At 61.5% G+C, this 24,053-nt stretch carries 29 protein-coding genes; 12 read left to right on the top strand and 17 right to left on the bottom strand.

From position 1 onward, the window contains the following. Window positions 1-279: 279 nt before the first annotated feature. From BMI90_RS18160 to BMI90_RS18125, 8 genes are all read right to left on the bottom strand, one after another. Window positions 280-594 (bottom strand): hypothetical protein, encoded by a 315-nt coding sequence (locus BMI90_RS18160; protein WP_078530879.1) that lies wholly within the window; start codon window positions 592-594, stop codon window positions 280-282. Window positions 595-1,130: 536 nt separating this feature from the next. After that, window positions 1,131-2,009 carry an SMP-30/gluconolactonase/LRE family protein gene (locus BMI90_RS18155; protein WP_078530878.1) on the bottom strand — a complete coding sequence of 293 codons (879 nt, stop codon included), beginning with the start codon at window positions 2,007-2,009 and terminating at the stop codon, window positions 1,131-1,133. 26 nt (window positions 2,010-2,035) lie between these two features. Further along, window positions 2,036-2,962, bottom strand: coding sequence for a 3-keto-5-aminohexanoate cleavage protein (locus BMI90_RS18150; protein ID WP_078530877.1), 927 nt, complete (start codon window positions 2,960-2,962; stop codon window positions 2,036-2,038). Window positions 2,963-2,966: 4 nt separating this feature from the next. Beyond that, window positions 2,967-3,908, bottom strand: coding sequence for a 3-hydroxyacyl-CoA dehydrogenase (locus BMI90_RS18145; RefSeq protein WP_078530876.1), 942 nt, complete (start codon window positions 3,906-3,908; stop codon window positions 2,967-2,969). Beyond that, a complete protein-coding gene (locus tag BMI90_RS18140; RefSeq protein ID WP_078530875.1) occupies window positions 3,908-4,702 on the bottom strand; it encodes an SDR family oxidoreductase in 795 nt (264 codons plus the stop codon). Before BMI90_RS18140 ends, BMI90_RS18145 begins: the two co-directional genes overlap by 1 nt. Window positions 4,703-4,716: 14 nt before the next feature. Next, complete coding sequence (locus BMI90_RS18135; RefSeq protein WP_078530874.1) at window positions 4,717-6,780, bottom strand: ABC transporter permease; 2,064 nt, start codon at window positions 6,778-6,780, stop codon at window positions 4,717-4,719. Beyond that, window positions 6,777-8,348: a sugar ABC transporter ATP-binding protein gene (locus tag BMI90_RS18130; RefSeq protein ID WP_078530873.1), complete on the bottom strand. Its 1,572-nt coding sequence runs from the start codon at window positions 8,346-8,348 to the stop codon at window positions 6,777-6,779. Before BMI90_RS18130 ends, BMI90_RS18135 begins: the two co-directional genes overlap by 4 nt. 76 nt (window positions 8,349-8,424) lie before the next feature. Next, window positions 8,425-9,540: a sugar ABC transporter substrate-binding protein gene (locus BMI90_RS18125; RefSeq protein ID WP_078530872.1), complete on the bottom strand. Its 1,116-nt coding sequence runs from the start codon at window positions 9,538-9,540 to the stop codon at window positions 8,425-8,427. Between the two features lie 137 nt (window positions 9,541-9,677). Between BMI90_RS18125 and BMI90_RS18120 the strand changes: the two genes are divergently transcribed. From BMI90_RS18120 to BMI90_RS18115, 3 genes are all read left to right on the top strand, one after another. After that, entirely contained in the window at window positions 9,678-10,355 is a 678-nt protein-coding gene (locus BMI90_RS18120) for a GntR family transcriptional regulator (RefSeq protein WP_078530871.1), read from the top strand. Between the two features lie 130 nt (window positions 10,356-10,485). Then, a complete protein-coding gene (locus BMI90_RS19100) occupies window positions 10,486-10,620 on the top strand; it encodes a hypothetical protein (RefSeq protein ID WP_281491824.1) in 135 nt (44 codons plus the stop codon). Between the two features lie 132 nt (window positions 10,621-10,752). After that, window positions 10,753-11,106 (top strand): response regulator, encoded by a 354-nt coding sequence (locus BMI90_RS18115; protein WP_078530880.1) that lies wholly within the window; start codon window positions 10,753-10,755, stop codon window positions 11,104-11,106. A gap of 20 nt (window positions 11,107-11,126) precedes the next feature. Here the strand turns inward: BMI90_RS18115 and BMI90_RS18110 are convergent, their stop codons facing one another. The 4 genes from BMI90_RS18110 to BMI90_RS18100 form a co-directional block, all read right to left on the bottom strand. Continuing rightward, the gene (locus BMI90_RS18110; RefSeq protein ID WP_246831588.1) at window positions 11,127-11,396 is read right to left on the bottom strand and encodes an ATP-binding protein; all 270 of its coding nucleotides are present in this window, start codon (window positions 11,394-11,396) and stop codon (window positions 11,127-11,129) included. Window positions 11,397-11,694: 298 nt separating this feature from the next. Then, the gene (locus BMI90_RS18850) at window positions 11,695-11,856 is read right to left on the bottom strand and encodes a hypothetical protein (RefSeq protein WP_168172819.1); all 162 of its coding nucleotides are present in this window, start codon (window positions 11,854-11,856) and stop codon (window positions 11,695-11,697) included. A gap of 68 nt (window positions 11,857-11,924) precedes the next feature. Then, the gene (locus BMI90_RS18105) at window positions 11,925-12,143 is read right to left on the bottom strand and encodes a hypothetical protein (RefSeq protein WP_078530869.1); all 219 of its coding nucleotides are present in this window, start codon (window positions 12,141-12,143) and stop codon (window positions 11,925-11,927) included. 56 nt (window positions 12,144-12,199) lie between these two features. Continuing rightward, complete coding sequence (locus BMI90_RS18100) at window positions 12,200-12,406, bottom strand: cold-shock protein (RefSeq protein ID WP_075777127.1); 207 nt, start codon at window positions 12,404-12,406, stop codon at window positions 12,200-12,202. Between the two features lie 710 nt (window positions 12,407-13,116). Between BMI90_RS18100 and BMI90_RS18095 the strand changes: the two genes are divergently transcribed. From BMI90_RS18095 to BMI90_RS18075, 6 genes are all read left to right on the top strand, one after another. Further along, entirely contained in the window at window positions 13,117-13,386 is a 270-nt protein-coding gene (locus tag BMI90_RS18095) for a DUF982 domain-containing protein (RefSeq protein ID WP_078530868.1), read from the top strand. 466 nt (window positions 13,387-13,852) lie between these two features. After that, on the top strand, window positions 13,853-14,059 hold the full coding sequence (locus BMI90_RS18090) for a cold-shock protein (RefSeq protein WP_075777126.1): 207 nt from the start codon (window positions 13,853-13,855) through the stop codon (window positions 14,057-14,059). Between the two features lie 181 nt (window positions 14,060-14,240). Next, on the top strand, window positions 14,241-14,393 hold the full coding sequence (locus BMI90_RS18845) for a hypothetical protein (RefSeq protein ID WP_157771556.1): 153 nt from the start codon (window positions 14,241-14,243) through the stop codon (window positions 14,391-14,393). Between the two features lie 328 nt (window positions 14,394-14,721). Further along, window positions 14,722-15,666: a J domain-containing protein gene (locus tag BMI90_RS18085; RefSeq protein ID WP_078530867.1), complete on the top strand. Its 945-nt coding sequence runs from the start codon at window positions 14,722-14,724 to the stop codon at window positions 15,664-15,666. Continuing rightward, window positions 15,663-15,992 (top strand): chaperone modulator CbpM, encoded by a 330-nt coding sequence (locus tag BMI90_RS18080; RefSeq protein ID WP_078530866.1) that lies wholly within the window; start codon window positions 15,663-15,665, stop codon window positions 15,990-15,992. Before BMI90_RS18085 ends, BMI90_RS18080 begins: the two co-directional genes overlap by 4 nt. 143 nt (window positions 15,993-16,135) lie before the next feature. Next, window positions 16,136-16,342: a hypothetical protein gene (locus BMI90_RS18075; RefSeq protein WP_078530865.1), complete on the top strand. Its 207-nt coding sequence runs from the start codon at window positions 16,136-16,138 to the stop codon at window positions 16,340-16,342. Between the two features lie 110 nt (window positions 16,343-16,452). Here BMI90_RS18075 and BMI90_RS18070 read toward each other — a convergent pair whose 3' ends face one another. From BMI90_RS18070 to BMI90_RS18840, 3 genes are all read right to left on the bottom strand, one after another. Then, window positions 16,453-17,364, bottom strand: a complete 912-nt coding sequence (locus BMI90_RS18070) for a transglutaminase family protein (protein WP_146671347.1) — start codon at window positions 17,362-17,364, stop codon at window positions 16,453-16,455. A 145-nt stretch (window positions 17,365-17,509) separates the two neighbouring features. Further along, window positions 17,510-18,022: a hypothetical protein gene (locus BMI90_RS18065; protein WP_078530863.1), complete on the bottom strand. Its 513-nt coding sequence runs from the start codon at window positions 18,020-18,022 to the stop codon at window positions 17,510-17,512. A 75-nt stretch (window positions 18,023-18,097) separates the two neighbouring features. Then, a complete protein-coding gene (locus BMI90_RS18840) occupies window positions 18,098-18,235 on the bottom strand; it encodes a hypothetical protein (protein ID WP_168172818.1) in 138 nt (45 codons plus the stop codon). 1,229 nt (window positions 18,236-19,464) lie between these two features. On the opposite strand from BMI90_RS18840, the gene BMI90_RS18055 reads away from it, so the two are divergent. From BMI90_RS18055 to BMI90_RS18045, 3 genes are all read left to right on the top strand, one after another. Continuing rightward, window positions 19,465-19,893 carry a PACE efflux transporter gene (locus tag BMI90_RS18055; protein WP_078530861.1) on the top strand — a complete coding sequence of 143 codons (429 nt, stop codon included), beginning with the start codon at window positions 19,465-19,467 and terminating at the stop codon, window positions 19,891-19,893. A gap of 2 nt (window positions 19,894-19,895) precedes the next feature. Further along, entirely contained in the window at window positions 19,896-20,543 is a 648-nt protein-coding gene (locus BMI90_RS18050) for a 5-formyltetrahydrofolate cyclo-ligase (protein ID WP_078530860.1), read from the top strand. A gap of 445 nt (window positions 20,544-20,988) precedes the next feature. Next, complete coding sequence (locus BMI90_RS18045) at window positions 20,989-21,327, top strand: type II toxin-antitoxin system RelE/ParE family toxin (protein ID WP_078530859.1); 339 nt, start codon at window positions 20,989-20,991, stop codon at window positions 21,325-21,327. A gap of 121 nt (window positions 21,328-21,448) precedes the next feature. Here BMI90_RS18045 and istB read toward each other — a convergent pair whose 3' ends face one another. Both istB and istA read right to left on the bottom strand, forming a co-directional pair. Then, complete coding sequence (istB, locus tag BMI90_RS18040) at window positions 21,449-22,180, bottom strand: IS21-like element helper ATPase IstB (protein WP_038148989.1); 732 nt, start codon at window positions 22,178-22,180, stop codon at window positions 21,449-21,451. Window positions 22,181-22,195: 15 nt separating this feature from the next. Continuing rightward, complete coding sequence (gene istA / locus BMI90_RS18035; RefSeq protein WP_038148991.1) at window positions 22,196-23,728, bottom strand: IS21 family transposase; 1,533 nt, start codon at window positions 23,726-23,728, stop codon at window positions 22,196-22,198. Window positions 23,729-24,053: the final 325 nt, after the last annotated feature.

Genomic DNA, 24,053 nt, shown 5'->3' with positions numbered 1-24,053 from the left:
CCTCTGATTTTTGAAATATAGCGGTTTCGAAACGCAGGGAGCGCGGGGGAGTTCCTTGAAGTTTCCGCGACAGTCATTCGAAATGTGCGCGGCCCTTCTCGTCCTACCTATTCGTGCCTTGCAGGACCGCCCTTTCCCCTTCATGTCGATGGCACCCTGGTACGCCCCACACATCCCTTGTACCACCTCTGACCAATCGGCCCTGGGCTCCCCTTGCCCTGCGCGCTCTTGCCCGGACACAGTCACCGGACTGCACGAACGCAGCTCCTCTCCTTCACCTCACCCGGCTCGATCCCCCAGATCATGCCGCGCTTGTCGCGCACGGTCATTCGCCAAGGCCGCGACCGATACCCGATGCGAGTGGATCTCCGTGTTGAGCGTCGCCGCATTCCGGCGCAACCCACGCTCATAGCTCTTCTCCTTTGCGCTCTGCACAGTCTCTCGGATCGCGTCGACAGTCACGATCCGGAGCGCCTCGAGCTTCTTGAGCGTCTTCGTGCCGTCAAGCTTGATCGACGCTCTCGGCTCTGCGACATGACGCGAATAGCGCGGCACCCGCATCGCTTCGCCGAAGACCTGCGCGACTGTATTCACCTGCGCGGCCCCCCCCCTTCACCTTGCGCGGGGCCGCCGAATAGCATTCGATATGGACAAACTGATAGCTCACCGAACACCTCTTCTCTTCCGTGGCTCTCACTCGAGGATGAGAGGGCTACATGAAAAAACGGGTAGGAGAGCGGTGTGAAAAACTGCGCCGCGGTTCTGTCGGGAAAAGTTAGCTATATGACAGACTATAGATAGGTAATTCCGACCGCTGGATTGCGAGCCGAGGCGGCAGCCTTGGCCCCTGCTTGAAAAACAGACGGATGTCCCCCAGCTCGGACGCACGTGGTGGCGGAACATCTCGCGCCTCGATCCAGGGCAAAGAAACGCGAGCACCAACGGATCGGCGAAGCGATAGGAACTCGCAAATCATATACGGGAAAGAGCAATAGAGGGCACAGGGTCAGCCCAAACGCTGATTTGCGTCTCAACGCACGTGACCGTTTTTCGGGCTCACGCGTTTGCTCTTAATGCACCTGCGCGCGGAATGCGCGCAGGAGGCCTTGGATGACGGCGACTTTGACGGCTTAGCCGCCGAAGCGCGGCTCCGGGACGCCTTTCACGCCGAGCCCGCGGATCGCAAAGAGGCTGCCTCGCTGAACACCGTCGTCGGGGAAACGCGGCAGCGGGGGCTTCGCCATCGAAGTGACGTAGAGCACGTCGAGATCGGGACCGCCGAACTGAACGCTCGTGACCTTCTTAACCGGCATCGGGATTTCCATGTCGAGCGTGCCGTCCGGTGCGAAGCGGCAGATCCGCCCGTCATAGACCAGCGCCATCCAGTAATAGCCCTCCGCATCGACCGTCGCCCCGTCTGCGGCGCCGCCCTTGGAGGTATCGGCCTTCGCGAAGGTGCGACGGTTCGAAATGCCGCCCGTCTCGATATCGTAATCATAAGCCCAGATCTCGCCGGTCCAGGTATCGGTGAAATAGAAGGTCTTGTCGTCCGGCGAAAAACAAGGCCCGTTCGAGCAGATGATCCCGTCCTCGAGCTTGGTGACGCTCAGGTCGGGATCGACGCGGTAGAGCGCACCCAGCGGCCCCTCCTCCTGCATATCCATCGAACCGGCGAAAAACCGACCGCGCCGGTCGCATTTGCCGTCGTTGATCCGGGTCGTGGCGAGGTCGGCCTCCGGGTCGTGCAGCAATTCGCAATCGCCACTGTCGAAATCCAGCAACCAGAACCCCATGTCGAGTGAGACGATCGCGCCCTTGCCGTCCTTGCGCACCGCCATCGAGCCGATCTTGCCCGGCACATCCCAAGCGCGCAGTTCCGTCCCGTCCGCGGTGCAGCGAAACACACGCCCATCCATCGAGTCGATGAAATAGAGCCGCTGGCTTTCGACGTCCCAGACCGGGCCCTCGCCCAGCGTCGTCTTCACGTCGAGCAGAATATCGATCTGCATGTTGGTCTCCTCCCTTGGTATCCGGTTCAGAAGTTCACGGCGTCGCCGCCCTTGAGCGCAAGCATCTCGCGCGCCTCGTCCGGCGTCGCGAGCTCCAGGCCCAGCCCCTCCACGAGGGTGCGTGCCTTGGCGACCTGTTGGGCGTTGCTCTCTGCAAGCTTGCCGCGCGAGATCCAGATGCTGTCCTCGAGACCGACACGGATATTGCCCCCCATGCTCAGCGCCTGTGTGGCAATGCGGAACTGGTCCTTGCCCGCCCCTAGAACCGACCATCGGAAATCCTTTCCGAAGAGGCGGTCTGCCGTGCGCTTCATATGCATGACATCCTCGGGGTGGGTGCCGATGCCCCCCAGCAGACCAAAGACGGACTGAACGAAGAACGGCGGCTTCACGAGGCCGCGATCAGCGAAATGCGCGAGGTTGTAGAGATGCGAGATATCGTAGCATTCGAACTCGAACCGGGTGCCGTTGTCGTAGCAGGTCTCCAGCACGTATTCGATGTCCTTGAACGAGTTGCGGAAGACAAGGTCACGGGACCCCTCGAGATGTTCGCGCTCCCATTCGTGCTTGAACTCCTTGTATTTCGCGAGAAGCGGGAAGAAGCCGAAATTCATCGAACCCATGTTGAGCGAAGCGACCTCGGGAGCCCACTGCGCCGCGGGCTTCGTGCGTTCGTCCACGGTCATGTAGGGCGAGCCGCCGGTGGTGATGTTCACGACAGCGTTTGTCGCCTGCTTGATCCGGCCCAGGAACGGCGCGAAGGCTTCGGCCGACTGATCGGGCTTGCCGGTTTTCGGGTCGCGAGCGTGCAGGTGCAGGATCGCGGCCCCCGCTTCGGCTGCCCCAATCGCGGCTTCAGCGATCTCATCGGGCGTGATGGGCAGATGATCCGACATCGTGGGCGTGTGGATGGCGCCGGTAACGGCGCAGGTGAGGATGACCTTGTCTGGCATTCTATCAATCTCCGATTTCGTCTGTTGCGCGGCGCTTGTGGGCGGCAAGCGCCATAAGGCGCCGGTCTCGCCATGCCTGCCGTTGCGATAGCTTCTCTGCGGGCAGCGCCGCGCGGCGCTCAGCCTCGATCCGGTCCAGCACGGGGCCGCGCCAGTCCGCTGCGGGTTGCCCCGCCAAGTCGTCGTAAATACCGCCATAGCGCGTCACGTATTGTCGCACGCCCTCGGGCGCGTTGAGATCGATGGTCTCGAATGGCCCGATGAAAGACCAGCGAAGCGCCAACCCTTCGCGCAACCCGATATCAACATCTTCGGTGCTGGCATATCCATCGGCCACAAGCCGGAACGCCTCATGGAGAAGCGCGCCTTGAAGGCGGTTCATCACGAAGCCATCGATTTCCTTCTGCATGACGATCGGGCGCATGCCGGCATCGCGCAGAAGATCCGCCGTCCGCTCAAGAAGCGCGGCATCGGTCCAGGGTGCGGGCACCAACTCCGCTGCGGGAACAAGGTAAGCTGGATTGATAGGATGGTTGACCATGACCCGGTGACGTCCCGCGAGCCCCTCTGAAATCGCCGAAGGCAACAGGGCGGAGGACGAGGAGGCGAGCACGGTATCGGGGCTGGCGATGGCGTCGAGGCGGGCGAAGATCTCACGCTTCACCCCGATCTCCTCGAAGGTGCTCTCCTGCACGTGCCGCGCGCCCTCGAGCGCCTCTTCGAGCGTGGCGACCGGTTCGATGCGCGCGAGGGCTTCCTGAGCAGTCCCTGGGAGCAGCCCCAGGCGTTCCAGCTCAGGAAGCATTTCAGCAGCGAAGTCGCGCGCGGCTTGCGGCGCGGCGGGGACCTCGTCCCACAACCGCACTGGATGACCGGCGCGGGCGAACACAATGGCCCAGGCGCGCCCGATAAGCCCCGAACCGATGCAGGCGACAGGTTCTTTCATCACAAGGTCTCCACGTTTCCATCAACGGGGAAACTCTGCCCCGACAGATTGCGTCCGGTATCGGCGATGAGAAAGGCCGCCATGTCGGCCACATCCTCGGGCGGGGTCATCCGGCGCAAAGAGACGTTCGACAGATACCGCTCCGTCATCTCCTCATGACTGACACCAGTCTGCTTGGCGCGGGCTGCGATAACGCCCTCTATCCGCGGCCCTTCGATAATGCCGGGCAGGATCGCATTGGCACGGATATTCTCCGGGCCCAGCTCTTTCGCGAGACTCTGGGTGAATCCGATCACCCCCCATTTGGCCGAGGCGTAAGGCGTTCGGAACGCATATCCGAACTTGCCCGCCGAGGAGGAGATATTGACGATCGCCCCGCCCCCTGCCGCACGCAGCATCGGCACGGCCTTCCGCGTGCATAGGAACTGCCCCGTCAGGCCGATATCGAGGCAGCGCCGCCAATCCTCGGGCGAGATTTCGTCGACCGAGCCGGTGGGGCCCGCGATGCCGGCGTTATTGACCAGCGCATCGAGACCACCGAGCTTCTGCCCAATTGTCTTGAAGAACGATGCAACCGCGGCTTCATCCGATACATCGGCGCGCAGGGCCACTTCGGCGCCCAGCTCATCCGCGGCCCGCTCGAGCGCGCCCTCATCGATATCGCAGATCGCCAGCCGCGCGCCTTGCCGGGACAATTCTCGGGCGATGCACAGCCCGATGCCGGAGCCTCCCGCCGTGACCGCGACGCGTTTACCCTCAAGGCCGGGCAATTTCATCCTGGATGTATCAATCATCGAAATCTCCTTGGTTATTTGCGCAATGCGATCACCGCCATCAGGATGACGAGCCCGAAGAACACGGAGCGGAATGCGAAGGGCAGCGCGGTGCCCGCAAGCAGGGTCTGCATCGCGGTCAGAAGAAGTGCGCCACCCAGCATACCCGCGTAATGCCCGCGCCCACCGGTGATTAGCGCCCCGCCAACGACGACGACCGCAATCGAGGGCAGCAGATAATCATCCCCCATCCCGAGGCTCGCCTGCCCGGAGAAGCCCGCCAGCAGAACGCCCACCAGCGCCGCGCAGAGCGCTGAGAGGACGTAGACAGAGACGATGACCCGCCCCGTGCGCACCCCCGAGAGGCGCGCAGCCAGTTCGCTGTTGCCCACCGCATAGACCCGGCGCCCGAACGCGGAGCGTCCCAGCAGGACGATCGCAAGGGCGACGAAGGCGGCCATGAAGAAAATCACCGGGGTAACACCCATCAGCTTGCCGGTCATCAGCCAGCGCAGCGAGGGCGGTGCGAACCCGGCCGGCGTGCCGCCCGACCAGATCAGCGCCACGCCCTGCAGGATGCCGTTCATCGCGAGCGTCACGACGATGGGCGACAAGCCCAACGCCACGACGCCCAGCCCGTTCGCGAGCCCGATCAGCGCAGCCACCGCGAAGACCACTGGCAAGGCCGTGAGCAACCCCATGTCCTGCCCGCCCACGAGCCCGGTCAGCATCACGCCCGAAAGCGCGACGCTCCAGGGCAGCGAAAGGTCCAATCCCCCGGTCAGGATCACAGCGCCCTGTCCCAGCGCGAGGATCGCAAGGAAGCTCGACAGCACGAGAAGCGAGTCCCAGTAGCGCCATCCGCTGAAGACATTGCCCAGCAACAGTTGTGTCGCGATCAGCACCACCACGAGGCAGATCCAGGCGGGCAGCACGTGGCGCATCGTATGCCCGTGACGTTGCAGAAAGCTTTGCGTGGGTGCGATCTCTGCCGGTCGGGTGAAGGCCAGCCTGCGATCCTCGCCCGAGCGCTGGCCTACGAGCCATCCACGTCGCCGGGCACCGATCGCGTCTGTGAGTTCGCGCAAACGTTGCGAAAGGGTGCTGTCACGGCGCAGCGAACCTGCGAGAACGGCGATCAGGAGCACCGCGCTTTCTGCGATTGTCGAGTAGTAGGCCGAGACATTGAGCGACAGCAGAAGATTCACAACGATCATCAGGATATAGGCCCCGATGATCGTGCCCAGCACACCGCCCTTGCCTCCGCCAAGACGGGTGCCGCCGATCACCACGGCCGCAAAGGTCGGCAGCAGTAGCGAGTTACCCACCAGTGGGTCGCCGCTGCCGGTCTGGGCGCTGACGAAAACCCCGGCGAGCCCGTAGAGCCCGCCTGCGAGCACGTAGGTGGCGAAGGTAACGGTGCGCGCGTGAAGCCCCGTCGCGCGGGCAGCCTCGGCGTCGCTGCCGACCGCATAGAGCGTAATCCCGTAGCCCGTGCGCTTGAGCCAGAGCCACAGCGCCACCAGCACGAGCATCAGCGTTATCGGTGCGGGAAGCACACCGGGGATCGTGTCACCTAGGTAGATAGAGGCGAGCGAGGGCGAGACGAAACCGCCCGGCATCGCCATCACAAGAAGTGTCAGCCCCTGCACGATGAACATCACCGCCAACGTGACGACGATCGGCTGCAAGCGGACGACGGCCACGAAAAAGCCGTTCACCGCGCCCACCGCCATGCCGATACCGATCCCGATCACAGTCCAGAGCGGCACGGAAGCCTGCATGTTCGCCGGGTCCATCGAGGTCGCAAGCACCGCATTGACCAGCGACACTACCGCCCCAGCCGACAGGTCGAATCCGCCCGACAGGATTACCAGTGTTTGCCCTGCGGCCGCGATCGCGGAGGTCGCACCACCGCTTGCGAGGAAAGAGATGTCAAAATAGCTCAGCGGATAGGGGCTCAGTCCCGCGTTCAACGCCATGAGCCCCGCCAGAACCAGCGCCGCGACGATCACGGCCTGTCCGTGACGCAGGCTGCGGAGCCAGCTGGAGGAATTGCGCCGCGGAGAGCTACCGGATGAAAGGCTTTGGTCACTCATGCCCGGACCTCCAGTTTCGGATGTGTCGTGTCTCCCTTCAGCGGCGCGTCACCGCCGAGAGCGGCTTGCATGATCGCGTTCTCGCTCAATTCGTCACCTTGCAGCCAGCAGGACAGCCGGCCCTCGTAGAGCACGCCGACCCGGTCGCACAAATGCACGAGTTCAGGGATTTCGGTGGAATGGAGCAGGACCGATCCGCCCGCATCCGTGTAGGCGCGCAGTAGCGCATAGATCTGCTCTTTCGTCCCGACATCGATCCCACGCGTCGGATCGAAGAGCAGCAGAATTCGGCTCTGAGCCACGAGCCACTTGGCCAGCACGATCTTCTGTTGATTGCCGCCCGAGAACGCGCCCGCAGGCAGGTAGTGCGCGCGCTCGTCCACCTCGACGGCGGCAAAGGCACCCGCAGCAGCACGCGCCTCCGCACCATCGTCGAGGATCGGTCCCCGGTGGAACCGGGAGAGCACCGGCAAGCTGGCATTCTGCCGCCCGCTGAGTTGGAGGAACAAACCTTGCGTCTTGCGTTCCTCGGGCACGAGCCCGATCGCGACCGACGGATGCAGCGCATCGGCCGGGGTTCGAAAATGGAGGGGCGTTCCGTCCAGCTCGATATGACCCTCGCGCAACCGCTCTTGTCCGAAAAGGGCGGAGAACAGCGCCTCCTGCCCCATGCCTTGCAACCCAGCAATCCCGAGGATCTCCCCCTTGTGGAGCGCGATCTCAGCCTGGCGCAACTTCGGGCCCGCCGACAGCGCGCGGGTGGCGAGGACCGGGACCTGCCCCGCGTTCTCCTTCGGGGCGCGGCGCGGCGGGAAGGCGTTCTCGACCGAGCGACCCACGATCATCTCGACCACTTCGGCATCGCTGAGATCCGCGACCTTCGCCGAGGTAACGGACATGCCGTTGCGCAAGATGGTGAGCGTGTCACAAAAGGCGCGCACCTCGGGCAAGCGGTGCGAGATGAACAGCACCGTGATCCCCTGAGCGGCCGCATCCGCGATAATCCGGCCGAGCCAGTCGACATCACTACCCGAAAGCGCCGATGTCGGCTCGTCGAGCAAAAGGATTTCAGGCTGGCGGTAGAGCGCGCGGGCGATCTCGATCTTCTGACGCACGGCCAGGGTGAGCTCCTCGGCCAAAGCGTCAAGATCGACGTCGAGGCCCAGCCCCTGAAAATGGGCGACCACTTCGCGCCGCGCTCGTCTGCGGTCCAGAGTGCCGATGATCGTCCGGCGCGACCGGCCCAGCAGCATATTGTCGAGCACGCTCAGGTCAGGCACCAGCGTTAGCTCCTGAAAGGCGGTCTGGATCCCCGCGGCATGGGCATCGCGGGCATTGCGCAAGCTGACTTCGCGACCACCTATACGGATCGCGCCAGAATCCGGCCGCACGAGCCCCGAGAGCAGTTTCATGGTGGTCGACTTTCCGGCTCCGTTTTCGCCGAGCAGGGCGTGGACGCGGCCGCGAGCGACGGAGAAGCTGACTTTGTCATTGGCGACGGTGGGACCATAGGCCTTCGACAGGTCGCGGACTTCCACCGCAGGCACGGAATCGGCGATGCGTGACATGCAATTCTCCGGAATGCGTAGGTATGGCACGGTCAGCGCCCGGCGGCGGAAGGCCCCGCCGCCGGGATGCGTGACGTCAGTTCTCGGGCTGGCCGACGAGCGCGGCGTTCAGGCCAAGCTGCGGCAGATCCTCCGAGAAGATCGAGGCGAACCAACCGGGGTTTGAGACCATCGAAGGCTGGAACACATTACACCCTGCCTTCTGCTCATCCCAGCTGCCTGTCTCACAAAGCTGCACGGTCTCGTTGGTGACGAGGGGCAGCGGCAAGGTGGTATGCTTCGGGATGTCCTTGCCCTCGAGCTTGTCGACCGCGAGCTTCAGGGCCAGCGCACCGGAATAGGGCGGCGAGGCGTAGGAGATCCGGGGCGCAGCCATCGGCGCATAGGGCTTGCTGGCCCCTTCGACCTCAGTGTCCGCTGGAAGCATCTGGATGCGCCCGCCATTCGACCCCTCACCCGCACAAGGCAGCAGTTCGGAAGGATCGCGACCCGCCTCGAGCTGCATGGAATCCGCCGTGTAGCATCCGACTTGCATCCAGAGACCATTGATATCGGACCAGTCGCGTGTGGCCATCAGCTTGTTGAGTTCAGTCCGGGCAACCGCTTGGCTCCACATGCCCACGGCCTCGCCGACGATATTGATGCCATCATGCTGGGCGAAGACTTCCTTGGCCGCCTTGGTTCGGGCGGTATCCACGGACGTGCCGGGCACGCCGGTCACCATCACGACATTCCCTTTGCCGCCCATCTTGTCGACCAGCCATTCCGCCGTCTTTCGACCGGCCTCCTCCTGGTCGATCGTCACGTTATAAGCGCAGGGCTCCGTGATCTCGGCGTCATAGGCGATGACCGTCACACCACGCGAGCAAGCGCTCTTGACCACGCTGTTCAGCGCGGTAGGCGAGATTGGGTAAACGACAATCGCGTCCGCCCCGGCCTGCACCATCGCGTTGATCTGCTGGATCTGGCGCTGGGCGTTCGGGCCGGCGACCTGAACCTCCAGATCCACCTTATCGGCATAGTCCTTTGACGCGGCGAGCGCCTTGACCATGTTCGAGGCCTCAGCCTGCCAATCATTCCCGATATAGCTCATCGAAAGATAGACTTTGAACGGCCCGTCGCTCTGCGCCTGGGCGGCTCCGGCCACGAGACCAAGGGCGCAGGCGGCGCCCGCGATATAACGTCTGATCATTTTTTCCTCCCATGTCCGACGACTCTCCCCGGTCGCCTCACAAAATCTACGATCTGATATCTTTGATCAAAAGTCAAAACGTGTTTTATTCTTTTTCGAGCCAGCGTAGTTTAGGCCGTTAAGTGAAAGGTCTGACCATGTTCGAAAGCGTCACGCCACTAAAGCGCGAAACCCTGCAGACGCTGGTTCATCAGCGACTTTGCGATCTGATTCTGCAGGGAGAGATCGCACCTGGCGAATCGATCACCGTGGCCAGTATCGCCAAGGCGCTCGACGTCAGTCCGATGCCGGTGCGCGAAGCGATTTCGCGGCTTATGGCGCTTGGAGCGCTGACCATCGTGTCGGGGCGATCCATTGGGGTGCCGCGTCTCGGAGCCGACGAGCTTGCCGACCTACGCAAAGTCCGCTCAGAGATCGAGACCACTGCGGTGGCTTGGGCAGTTGAGCGCCGCGATCCCGATTTCATCACACGGCTGGAGAAAGTCCTCTGCGCGATGGAAGCGGCGGAAACCGCGGGCCAGGTGCGAGAATTCATCCACGCGAACTACGACTTCCACTTCACGATCTACAGGCAGGCAGGCTCCCCGCTGCTTCTTGAGATCATCGGCAATATCTGGCTGCGTATAAATCCACAGTTCCACCTGTTGCAGCGCCATGGCCACTTCCGCATCTCCAACAAGCAGCACCGCAGGTTGTTCGAAGCGATCCGAAACGGCGATAGCAGCGCGGCCATCGCGGCGCTGCGCGAGGATATCGACAGCGCCTACGAAGTGATCCTCGCCAGCCTCAAGGAGAGCGAAGCCGAGCGCGGGTGAACGGACTGGCCGTCGATGCTGGAAAGAGCGGGCAAAGCCGACCTGGAAAAGCTACCTATATGACAGACTGTAAGTAGCTTTCTCGAACGGCTGGATTGCGGGACGGGGCGGCAGCGCCGTAAAGGGCTCCATGGACACGCTCGCCTTCCTCATCTCCAAGCTCGCAGCCCTCCTGCTGCGCGCAGAAACCTGGGAAGCGCTTTTGCTCGCAGGCGCGCTGATCGCACGGCCAGCTGAACACGCGACCAAAATAGATAAATATTAAATTCGCTAGGGAACCGCAGATGTGCGATAGCGTTGGTCTAGGTCTTCTGACCGCCAGTTGCTCTATCGCAATCGCGTATTGCCCCTGTGTCTCGGCAAAGCGCATCTTCTCCTCAGGCACCAAGGTAATATGATGCGCAACGATGCGACCAAAGTTCTCGTGGTCGAAGACGAGGCCATTATAAGGATGGATCTCGTTCTCGGGCTCGAAGAACTGGGCTATTATGTGCTTGAGGCGAACTCCGCTGATGCTGCACTCAGCCTCCTAGACGCGTGGCAGGATATTGACCTGCTAATTACCGATATCGACATGCCAGGCAAAATGAACGGAGTGGGGCTCGCGCATGAGGTGCGGCGCAGGTTTCCCGCATGCCAGATCATCATCATGTCGGGGCATTCAGCGCCGGACACCCTAGACCTGCCCAAGCGCAGTGCTTTTATCCCAAAACCGGTCAGCCCTGGCGAACTCGCAGCGGCCTACACCTGACGGAAAACTCTGAATTTCCTCTATTGCGCCTGAGACGGCATCCTCAACGTGGAGGTCGTGCCGGCTGAAGCGGTGGACTCGACGGTCAACTCTCCATCGTGGGCGCGCGCGATTTCCGCCGCGATGTAAAGGCCGAGCCCCAAATCCTGCAGACTCCCTTGCTTTCCGGGGCGCGAAAAGGGCTGGAATAGTAACGCTTGAACAGCATCGGGGATCGGCTCTCCTTGAATAGATGGGGCGGCTACCGTCGTCTCCCTTTCGTCGTCTAAAGCAGCACGGGCTTGGCACACGGCGATGCCGCCTGAAGAGAGCGGCAACCGCTCCAACTATCCACTTATATGCGTTCTGCGATTTTCACCTAACCCGGCGCAGCTCAGATACAAGCTGCGCGCTTTCCGCACTTGCCGCTCGCACCTATCGAACTGCGTGCAGGCCGTCACATTCGCGATAGCGGCCCCGCTGATCGGATCATTCTATCCGGTTCTCGGCTTCGCGCCCAAAAGGCCGGGAAATGCCTCGTCGAGAAAGAGTTGCGCGGCAGGAGCTTCCTCCCGCCGCTCAGCCTTCTTGCCGGAAATTCAAGAAAGACTATTCCTGAATACCGCCCGGCAGGGCGCTGCGCTCGTCCGGTATCTTTTCTTCGGACAAACTCCGGAAGAAGTGATGCCAAGCAAGAGCGGCATGGCCCTTGGAATGCGCGTGGTCCCTCGTCTGGGACGTCTTGCCCGCAGGCATTTTTTCGACAGCCATATTTCGGCCCTCCCTTTTAATCCCCGAGAGATACTCGGGAAATTCCTGTGGATGACCGAAATATCCGGTCAGCGTCGCGGCTTTTTTTCGCGCGGGGACGGTGCCGCAGCACTTTCGTCCGAATTCCGTTCCAAACGCGCCGCGCGCAAACTCGCGGTCAGCTCCGCTCTTTTCGCGGAATCATCGTCACGGATGAGGCGCACTGCGGCATCCGTCTTGTCCTGAGCCGTCACGGATTTCCGAGGCAGATCACGGAAAAAGCCGTCCACATTGTAATTACGGGGCATATGCCCTCCTTGGTTGCGAAATCCGGCCCACCGGGCCGGATATGGAACCTTTGCGTTCAGCCGAGCGCCAGATCGCAGGCGGACTCACGCCCGTCGCGTCCGGTTTCGATCTCGTAGGTGACGGCCTGTCCGTCATCGAGCTGCGAGAGGCCCGCGCGCTCGAGGGCCGAAATGTGGACGAAAATGTCACGTCCACCGGTCTTCGCTTCGATAAAGCCGAAGCCTTTGGTCTGGTTGAACCACTTCACGGTGCCATTGGCCATCGTGGTGCCTCCTCAAAAATTGCGGTCCGCGGAATGCGACAGCCCGGCTCAGTCAATTCAGTAAGGCAGACTGAAGCCAAGTAGGGAGACAGGTTGCAGAAGGGAATAACGTTGCCCGATCTGCCTACGCCAGTTTGGCTAAATTAGCAAAGGAAATGCGCGGCGCACCATCGCGTCGTCCGGCCTCCCCTGACGAAAGTCGATTAATATCGGGCACAATCAATCTGTTGTGCAAGAACACGGGCGCGCGCTGCGATTTCCTCGCAATCGTGGCGCAGATCGCTTATCTGAGAACTCGTATATCTTAATTCTCGGACCCTGTTCCTTCCGGCTCAGCGACGATCTTGAGCTTTGTCGGGCCGCGCGTTTTCGAAGGCGGGATAAGGAAAAGGAGCCTCACCCGGCCCATAGCGCCGTGACGCCGTTCGAGCAGACCAGCCCCTCAGCAACCGCGCCTCGCGGGTTCTGGCCGATTGCACATATTCCACCCCTTGCGCGTTCGCCGCGAGCCTCGCACATCGAAGGTGCCCGATAGTGAGCCGCGCGCGTTAACGCTGAAGGGGCACTATCCGAACGCAAAGACATCTCGCGCGCAATACCGCGCGTCGACCCAATTCACCGCATGGCGCAGGCCTCGCCCGCACCGTGCCTCCGTGATCGCGCGACCAGTCAAACTGGCCCCCTCACGAATTCTTGGAAAGATACGAACCTTGATCGAAATTTACTGGGGCAAACCCATCTCTCTCGTCGTGTCGCCCGAAGGCGACGTCAAGAACTTCAGCACTATCGAACAGGTGCATTACTGGCTTCGCAAGAAGTGGCCCGTCGCCGACACCGCGCGAAACCATGCGATCGGGCGCATCGAGGCCGCTATGGACTGCCTGGGTTCCGTGGGCGATGCGCGCCACGCCTTCCTTGGCGCCGCCGGCACCGCAGGTTTCGTGCCATTTGAACCAGCGGCTCGTGCCCTTGCGGCCTGACCGGTTTGCCCCTGCGGCCCCCGTCCGCAGCGGAGCCCGCCGCGCGAAGCGGATAGGCTGCAGGCACTGCGATCGAAACTTTTCGACGGCCCATTCGCTGCACCGCAAGCTGAACCTACCGATAGTGCAGAAGGCAGGCCATGTCGGACGAAACGGCACCGGCAACTACTTCTTGGTGATCCCACTCGGGCTTCCGGCCACCGAATAGAGCGCGCAGGGCAAGACCGTTCTCGATATCGAGAAAGGCCGCCCGCCCTCAGCCCCGAATGCGCATCTGGGTTGAGAGACGCATTTCTCATCTCATTCCTCGGTTGCACCTTGTATCGCCGCCCGCCCGCCCCATCTTTAGGTAGCTTCGTTATTCCGACCGCACCCTGTCTCCTTCATCGGCCTCAGTTTGCTTTTCGATCTGACCGGCCGACCTGCCGCATACTGCGGGCAGATTTTCAATTAAGGAGACAACACGATGGCCAATGGCACCGTGAAATGGTTCAACCCCGGCAAAGGCTTCGGCTTCATCCAACCCGAGAACGGTCGCAAGGACGTGTTCCTGCACATCAGCGCGCTCGAACGAGCGGGCCTTTCCCAGATCGACGACGGTCAGAAAGTGACCTTCGAGATCGAAACCGGCCGCGATGGCCGGGAATCGGCCAAGGATCTCGAACTCGCCTGATAAAACCGTTCGCGGATCGGTGTCTTCCGGTCCGCGAACGCGCCCATGTTGCGAGAGTCTTCTCTGCTCGAATATCTATGCGCAGTCCAGGTTCGAAACATCTGTAGAACCACCCATCCGGCATTGCGGATCAGGATGTGCGGGCGGGTTCAAAATTCACCTGTCTACGCGGAGAACGATCATGGGCTATTCCCCTCAAAAGAAACAACTCGACCTCAAGGATTTCCTGAGCCAGCCTGCGAAAAAAGGCTTCCGGAAAGGCGTCGGTTTTCGTCGTGCGCCGACAAATCCGACCCCTGTCAAAGCCGGCGCAAAACAGGCTGTGACGAAATAAAAAGCTGCGCCGAGTTAATTGGTTTCCCCGCTCCCCGAGAGACGGGGCTGATCAGTCTGCGTTCAGCGCGAGCCACTTTCCTGAATGCTTATTGCGACATCTTGATCCTGCTTTAGGCCAAGGCTCCCTCATGGGTGGCAGCCTCCTCGCTCGCCGCGTTTGCCGTGGGTTCGCAGCCGCTTGGCCCCACATCTTTCAGCACACGGCATTTCCACATTGACGTGGATCACGGACCTAAGCCCCCTTCCCGTGGCATCCAACGACAAGCGAACCCACTTCCGCACGCGTTTTGCCCTAGTATGCATCGCTCGCCGAACAGGAAATCTGGATGCCCAATGATCCATACGAAACCCTTGGCCTGACCAAGGCTGCGACAGCTGACGAAATCAAGAAAGCGTATCGCAAACTTGTGCGGACAAGCCATCCGGATCTACACCCGGATGACGCGGGGGCCGAAGCGCGGTTCAAGGCGATCTCGGCCGCCTACGAGATCTTGAAAGATCCCGAGACCCGGGCGCGCTATGACGCGGGAGAAATCGACAGTCTCGGCGCAGAACGTCCGCAGCGCCAGTATTACCGTGATTTCTCGGGGTCCTCCGACAACACCTACCAGCAGGGACACGGGTTCGGAACAGATATCGATCCCGCAGATATCTTCGCAGACATATTGCGCAATCGCGGGCGGCCTGGCGCCGGCGACTTCGGCGACCGTGGGTTTTCCGCGCGCGGCGCCGACGCGCGTTATTCGCTCACCGTGCCATTTCTGGATGCAGCGCGGGGGGCGGAAACCCAGATCACGCTACCCGATGGACAAAGCCTGAGCGTCAAGATCCCACAGGGCACCGAAGACGGCCAGACACTACGGTTACGCGGCAAAGGTGCGCCTGGATATGGGGATGCCCCCGCGGGGGACGCGCTGATCACCGTTCTGGTGGGGCCCCACCCGGTGTTCGAACGGGAGGGGGATGACATCTTGGTGACGCTCCCAATCACTATCGAAGAGGCTGTTCTCGGTGGCAGGGTCACCACACCGACCATTGATGGCCCAGTTGGTCTCACGATCCCAGCGGGCGCAAATTCGGGCCAGGTCTTACGTTTGCGGGGACGTGGTATCGCCAACGCAAAGCGCAAAACCAAGGGTGATCAGCGGGTTGAGCTGAAGATCGTTACTCCGCCCGACATTGACGAGGGCCTGCGTGATTTCCTCACCGAGTGGCGCAAGACACATAGCTTCGATCCGCGTGTCGACTTGATGAAAAGGGCCAGCGCATGACGGACAGGTTTTCCGAAGAGGACGTGATCTCCAACGTCACCCGGCTCACACGAAGTCAGCTTTTGAGCTATGTCGAAGGCGAGCTCGTCCGACCGGAAAAGAGTGACACCGGCTATGTTTTCCGCCGCGTCGACATCGCGCGATTGGAGTTATTGTGCGATCTTTCCCATGATCTTGACCTCGACGAAACAGCGCTGGCTATCGTGGTCTCGCTCCTTGACCAGCTGCATGCTGCGCGACAGGATCTCGTTTCGATTGCCCGCGCGCTAGACAGCCTGCCACCGGAACTTCAGACGCGTGTCCTGGCAGCAATGAAACGGCCATGAACACAATGCGCCTCTCCCCCTTTGGAGAAAAGACTAACCTCAAAACGAGGACATTTCAGGGGAACAGGTCACCTGTCCTGCAGTAGTATGGCGGCTCGTTTCATTTACTGCCTCGAAGTGCGGACACTACAGGGAGATTAGAAATGGAAGACCCAATTCAGCTCGGCCAAGGCGTATTCGTGACTGGCGCAGAAAAAACGATCTTCCGATTTGAAGGACGCGCACGGGATGGCTTCGTCACTATTAGCGGATCAGGCGGCTTCACGTGCGATGTGCCGGAAGATTGTATTCAAGCTGTCAAAAAGCGCAGCCGGAAGGAATTCGGAAATATCGACTTCCATCGCGACTGACCGCCTGGAATTGAGCCACAGGAACACTCTGAGAATGTCGGCTCCAACACGCTTTGCGCAGCCGCACGAGCGATTGAACCCACAAAACGCGCATCATCTGATTAGCGCCTTCACAGGTCGTCGAAACCTACCTCCTCCGCCACGGGCACGGCGGCACGCCCGCTTTGAACGGAGACCTCAACAGAGAGATCGTAGAGCGCGTTGCCAAATCCTGAAAAGCTTCCCGAAATCGGTGAGACCTGATGGATGCCTCGACCGACCGCGACCGGTATCAGGTTCTGCGACCCGACGCTGCGATTTGTCGGATCGAATGCGATCCATCCGGCACCGGGGACGAATATCTCGACCCATGCGTGGGTCGCCCCTGAGCCAGCCGACCCCACAAGGTTCATTTCGGGATTGAAGAGATATCCCGAGACGATGCGGGATCCGAAGCCGAGATGGCGGACGGCCTCGGCAAGCAGGACCGCGAAGTCGCGGCACGATCCCCAGCCTCGGTCGAGGGTTTCGGTCGGCGACTGGGTGCCCTCGTCGTCCCGGCTCTGGTAGGAAATCTGCGTGAACACACCGGTGCTGATGTCCTTCAACAGAGACAATGTGTCGGTCGGGCGCGCCATGACGAAGCCCTCGACCCAGCGGGAAAGGCGGCCTTTGGGATCTTGGTATTGCGGGGTGGTCAGCGCCCCCAAGTCCGTCCAGTCGTCCGCGGCGTAGAGAAAAGGATACTGGGCTGCCGAAGAAGCGATAGCAAAGACCGGCCAGGCCGACGCGGTCAGCTCCACGGACGCGCGGCTTTCGATTGCCAGATGATCAGTCTGACTGTCGAACACGGTGGTGGCGATCGCGTTGCCGACCACATCATGCGCCCACGTTATGTGCGCCGTCGGCGTAATGGAAAGTGCGTGCGAGAGCAGCCGCAATTCGCGCGTCTCACGCGGGCGCAGCATCAATCTGTGCGGCCCGAGAGAGACGTCTCCCCGGTATCGGTAGGTCGTGGTGTGAACGATGTCGAGACAGGCCAAATGGCGCTCCAATCGGGTCCGAAAAAAGTGGCGCCCGCGCCTATGCCCTTGCCGGTCAGCGGTGTCGAGATGGAGCCGGCCTGAACGCTAGGCGCTTCGCTAAGCCTCTCATTTCTCGCAGTCCTGACGGATACCGCGCTATGTTTCAAGCTTGCGAGGGCTGGCGTATTTCCGGCCTCGGCGGCATCCCTTCGTTTTCTGCCGCCCGAATGGACGCTTCGTAGCGCCGTCTTTCGGGAGCCGTCAGGGGCTCCAGTCCGGATAGATCCGGATCAGGCGACCGGAATACCGAGTAGAGATGGCGCAGATGCGCCTCCGAGACACCATCGGCTTCCATCACGAGGCGCACCATCGGATCCGAAAGCATCTCTTCCACGAAAAAGTCCGACAGGGCGCTTCCCGTAAGCCTGTCCTTGGCACGCGCGTGATCGAGATCGGCCAGAGAAACCGTCAGCGTCCTCGCAAGCCCTGGATGCGAGGCCTTGGGATGCAGCTTCACCAGAACGGACGCTTTCCAGGTTTCGGGGTCCTTCCGATCCGGAGGAGAGACCAGCTCCGTCTCGATCTCATACTCTCCCGCCGGGAGTGTCTCGGTAAATCCCGGAAGGCTGAACGGGCGGGAAAAAACCGCAATGGTCTTGCGTGTAAACTCTTCCACCGGCGCAATCCTCTCACATGATGAGCGAATGGCTCGCGCCCCTTGTCAGGAGCGGGGCGCGGGCCTGTTCAGGTCTCACGAAGTCTTGGATTTCGCGGGCGCGTCCTCACTGGCGGCTTTGGGCTCGCTCTTCTCTGCAGGGGGCTTGGCGGTCTTCTCGGGCGTTGGCTTCAGCGCCGCAGCGGCCCGAGTGGTCAGGTCCTTGAAGGACATGTCATCGATCCTTTTATCGCCCGACGTCAACTCTTGGTCCATGTCGGACCGGGATGCTTGTCGTCGGTCTGATCTATATGGGGACCAAGGGCCTCCTTTACGATGGTCAGGCGCCAGGAAATCTGAGATCAGGGGCAATCTCCAGTCCTGACCCCGAACTCCCCACGAGAATCTCGATCCGATGTCCGAGACATTCGCGCGGCACAGTCAGTGGCGAAAGACCACGGATTTCGACTAGGCAAAGTTTGCCCTATATATCCGCGCTCGACTGCCCCACTTTTGCAGAAGATGTTCGAAACACAAGCCGTGCCTTTGCCCGAAAGCATATTGATCACACTGATCGGGATCGCCTTCTTCGTTTTGATTGAAACCGAGAAGCTGATGTTGCTCGCGCTTCGAAGCCTCACCGCCTGAGAAGAACCGGTTTCAGTGACCTGCCCCCCTTGGGTCGCTCTTTCATAACGAGAGTCTGCAGGGCATCAGCAAACCTATGAAAGGCTACGGGAATCGGGGGTGTCCCGGAACCCTTTTTATCTCGCATTAAATGACTTGTCAGCGAAATCGGGCGGCCTCTGCGGCCCCCACGAGAGACATGGCAGGGGCCGAGAGACCGTTCTGGCAGGCAATATCCCTAGGGAGGAAGCCAGACCGGGTTCGTCACATTCAATTTCCGCCCATGCTTACCACCGATATGAGCGCCGCAGATCGTCGAAGCGTCAAGAATAAGAATAGAGACACTGCGAAGACCGAGCGAACGATGATGTGGTAGCGCATCGACAGTTTCGTTCACGCTCGCTGGCGGCCTTTCGATGACAGAACACCTCATCTCGGCACAAGTTCCAACCGACACTATAATCTTCCGAATATCTGCAATCTTCATGGACGTTCAGGGTCGAAACTCGCTGCATGGGATTTCGACCGACTGCACCGGGTTTCTAACAGAATGGCGATCTTGGTCTGAAAAAATCAGCAGCGTCCTTCGGGATAGCGGTGCCTCCTGGTGACTCTCTTCATTTCGGCAATCGGCATTGGACACCCCATCCCGGCTCGTCCGTATCCTCAGCGTGCGAAGGCCGCAAGGCACCGACCCCGAGGTCCCTGGACAGCGCACCGTGCGCCCATGCTTGAAAAGCCGACGCACGGGACCCACTTAGGGAGACCCGGGGATAACCTCGCCCGACCAGAAAGTCGGCACGCTTGACCTCCAGTCCTACACTTGAAGACCTTCCATGCGCAGCGCCCCAGACCGTATCCGCCAAGCCGTGAGTTTCGAACTCATTGGTCTCCTCATCGTGACGCCGCTTTTCGCCTGGGTTTTCGATCATCCGATGGAGGAAATGGGCGTGCTGGTCGTGCTTGGCGCAACAGCGGCCACTGCCTGGAACTATCTTTTCAACCTGGCCTTCGATTATCTCCTGCTCTGGCGTCGTGGCGATGTCCGTAAGACAATTGCGCTTCGGATCTCTCACGCGGTACTTTTCGAGCTGACGCTGCTCACCCTGCTTCTGCCGGTTTTCGCATGGTGGCTCGACACTTCCCTGCTGACCATTCTCGTGATGGAACTCTCCTTTGCAGGCTTCTACCTCGTCTACGCCTTCGTTTTCACTTGGGGATACGATACGATCTTTCCGCCTCAGAAACGTGAGCGGATGGCATAAACATGGACGACGATGCTACCGGAGGAGCCCCCGCCTGCTTTGCTCATCTTCTGGTCGACGGGCACCTGGTCGATCCCGAGACCGCACGCGATGTGGCGCGGTTTAGACGGGCGGAGCGCGCTCGGCTTGTGGCCGCGCGGGCCTTGTCGGCAGAAGATCGGGAGCGCGCGACCGACCGGCTGATTGACGGTCTCGACCGGATAGTTTCCCTCGATGCCCGCCTCACCGTAGCTGTCTATTGGCCGATCAGGGGCGAGCCGGATCTGCGGGGCTGGATGGGCAAGGCACATGAGGCCGGGGCCGAAATTCTGTTGCCCGTCGTCATCGAGCGAGATGCGCCGCTCGAATTCCATACGTGGTCCCCGGCGTGCCGGATGGTGCGCGGCGCCTGGAACATCCCCGTGCCGGCCGCAGGCGAACTCCGCACGCCCGACCTCGTGATCGTCCCCCTTGTCGGTGTAGACACGACGCTTCACCGCCTCGGAAACGGGGGTGGCTATTACGACCGGACGCTCGCTCGTTTTGAGAAAAAACCGCGGATCGTCGGCGTAGGTTTTTCGGCCTGCCTCTTGTCGACCATCTACCCGATGCCTTGGGATGTGCCGATGGACGAGATCCTTCTGTCGGATGGAACTCATTTGACGAGATAGCGCAGAGAGGCGCCGTGTCCCTGCCTCGTTGCGCCTCGCCAGGCGTGGTTCCGCGCCGCACTCTTTCTACCGTAGCGAGCGCATCAGATACCACGCACAATCTCGAGGCACTGATCGCCGGCGCCCGGGAGGGCCTCGACAGCTTTAGTTATATCGGCAATGCGTTGACGCTCAGGAGAGCATGAAGAGCAATCGATTTGGGCTGACCGACGCGTGAATGCCGCGGTTGCGCCCGGTCTTTCTCAAGAGCCATGGCAAGCCGGATACCAGGATGTCGACAACGCCGACCGCCTGCCCCATGCCCCGATCATGCGCCAAATCGTCGGTGGTCGCGCTATCGATGCACAAGCGGCCTTTTAGATGAGGCGGTTCAAGACCGAGATCCCGGCCGCCCCATCAGTAATGCCACCATTTACGAATGTAAGCTAAAAGCTTACACAAAGATATGATAAAGACCTTCGCGAACAAGCAGCTGAAAGCCCTGTGGGAGACGGGAAAGTCAAAGATCGACGCACGGATGCACAGCCGTATTCTGCGCCGGCTGGACGCCCTCGACGCCGCGATCGCGCCGGAAGACATGAACCTTCCGGGCTTCGACTTTCACCGTTTGCGAGGTCACAACCCAACCCGCTACACGGTCCATGTGAATGGCCCGTGGTGCATCACTTTCGAGCTCCACGACTGCGCACACCGACGCATCCGGTCGGGCATTCCGACAACATCCGGTCAGGTGTTCCGGATATCCGGTCACCGCGAGACGTCGCCACTGAGCGTGCTTTCTTGATGTCGCCTCTGTTTGATGCGGTCAAGCTTTTCGAGGTTCGTGATAGGGGAGCCGCGCGCGGCGCCGTGCGCGCCCCACGACGCTGGCGCGGCGTCGCGCGTGGCGGTGGCCCTGTCGCGCGTCATGTTTCGTTCTTTCGCAGTGAGGGGCCGTCCAAGGGCAACCTGTGAGCGTTGTGGACGATGCGGTCGAGGATTGCATCGGCGAAGGTCGGCTCGCCGATGACGTCGTGCCAGGCGTCGACGGGCAGTTGGCTGGTGATGATGATCGATCCGTTCTGGTAGCGGTCCTCGACGATTTCCATCAGGTCGCGGCGCTGCGATGTTGTCAGCCGTTCGGGCCCCCAGTCGTCCAGGATGAGCAGGTCGGTGCGAATGATCTGGCGGAACAAGCGGGGAAACCGCCCGTCACCATGGGCGAGTTCGAGATCGGCGAACAGACGCGACAAGCGGTGATAGAGGACGGTGCGACCGTCGCGGCAGGCCTTCTGTCCGAGCGCGCAGGCCAGCCAGGTTTTTCCGACACCGCAGGGGCCGGTGATGATCAGATTTTGCCGCTTTCCGATCCAGTCGCCGTGCGCGAGCTGGCGAAACAGGTCCCGGTCGAGTTGCCGCGGGGCGCGGTAATTGACGTCCTCGATGGCGGCGCCCCCATGGCGCAACTTGGCCGCGCGCATCCGACTCTGGTAGCGCTTCGTGCTGCGGTTCGCGGCCTCGCGGTCGATCAGAAGGCCCAGCCATTCGGCATGGCTGAGCTCGGCGGCATCGTCTTGCCGCTGCAACTCGGCGAAGGCCTCCGCCATGCCATCGAGCTTGAGGGCACGCAGGTGGTTCAGGGTGGGATGGTCGAGCATTCGGATGTCTCCTTCTCAGTGGAAATAGCTGGCGCCGCGGATATTGGGATGGGTGATCGCCGGGCCCTCCGCGGGGGTCTCTGGCCGTCGGCGATGCAGGTTGTTCCGGAGGATTGATTTGACCGAGCTGTAAGACAGGCCGCCAATCTCGCCAGCACGCAGGCAGGCGGCTTCAAGGGCGTCCCGGCCATGGGGCTTGGCGAGGCCCACGATCCCGATGCAGGCGCGGAAGCCTTGCTCGGGATGGGGTTTGGCGCGCAGGATCAGATCCACCAGGGTCGCCGTGTTGGGACCGATCTTCTCGGCCATGCGCCGCAGTTCGGCGGGGGTAAGCCCGGCATATCGGCGATGGCTGGCGGGCATGTGCGCGGCCACGGTCGTATGCTTGCGGTTCCCGGACGTCCGGACATGGGATGCCACGCGCTGTCCTTCATGGAAGATCTCGACAGTCCGGGCCGTGATCCGGGCCCAGAGCGTCTTCTTCAGGAGCTGGTGGGGCACGGAGTAGTAGTGCTTATGAACTTCGACATGGTAATCGAGGCCGACCCGCCGCTCGACCCAGTCGGCATACTCGTAGGGGGCCGCGGGCAACGACCGGAGCGCGGGCTGGTCGAGCTGTTCGAACAGATCCCGGCGGCTGGCGCCCAGGTGCCGGGTCACCTTGCCGTTCAGTCCCGGCAGCAGATCGCGGATCGCCGCGTTCACTTCGGCCAGAGAAAAGAACCGCCGTTTGCGCAGCCGCGCGATGATCCAGCGCTGGACGACAAGAACGCCGACCTCGGCCTTCGCTTTGTCGCGAGGCTTGTAGGGACGCGCCGGCAGGATCGCCGTGCCGTAATGAGCGGCCATCTCGGCATAGGTGCGGTTGATCTGCGGCTCATGAAAGCAGGCCTTGGTCACACCAGCCTTGAGATTATCCGAGACGATCTGCTCGGGCACACCGCCGAAGAAGGCCAGCAAGCGAACATGCGCGCCGATCCAGTCCGGCAGGCTCTGGGTCCAGGTCGCCTCGACATAGGTATAGTTCGAGGCACCCAGGACGCCGACGAAGATTTGCGCCACGCGGATCGCGCCGGTCTCGCCATCGATCACCTCGATGGTATCGCCGGAATAGTCGACGAACACGCGCTCGCCAGCCGCATGGTGCTGGCGCATGGTGGGCGACAGGCGGCCTTCCCAGCGACGGTAGAGGTCGCAGAACCGACTGTATCCATAGCCATCGTCCGGATGGGCGGCGCGATACTCCTCCCAGATCAGCGACAGCGTGACCCCCTTGCGGCGGAGTTGCCGATGAACCGCAGCCCAATCCGGCTGCGCCAATCCTCGGCGCGTTTGGCCGCCCGGCGGTGCAAACAGCCGTCGTTCCAGCGCGGCTTCGTCCAGCCCGTCCGGGAGCGGCCAACACAGTCCGGCCCGTTCCGCCCGCTTGAGATACTCGCTGATCGTCGACTGCCCGACGTTCAGGCTCCTCGCGATCTTCCGCGTCGACAATCCGGTGGCCCTCAGGCGAAGGGCTTCTGAAATCTTGCGCATTGGCAATCGTCTCATTCTGGGGCTCCTTGCTCGTCCTCGATGACGGCAAGGCTACCCTGCTGCACGATCGCCCAGCAGCCGGTCTCACAACTCGAAACCGGGATGATCGGATACCCCGGAATCCGTGACCGGATTAAATCGGAATGACCGACCGGATATTATCGGAATCGGTGACCGGATGACCCCGGTGTGCGCACTCCACGACGGCGACGCTTATGTGCTGGACTACGAGCAAAATCACTAGGAGGCAAAGATGAGCCGCGATCCTGCCCGCTGCCCGACGCATCCGGGCGAACTGCTCCGCGAGGACCTGATCCCCGCGACCAGGAAGTCCAAGACC

This window comes from Thioclava sp. L04-15 (assembly GCF_002020275.1).
GTDB lineage: Bacteria > Pseudomonadota > Alphaproteobacteria > Rhodobacterales > Rhodobacteraceae > Thioclava > Thioclava marina.
This window is presented reverse-complemented; position numbering and strand designations above follow the sequence as displayed.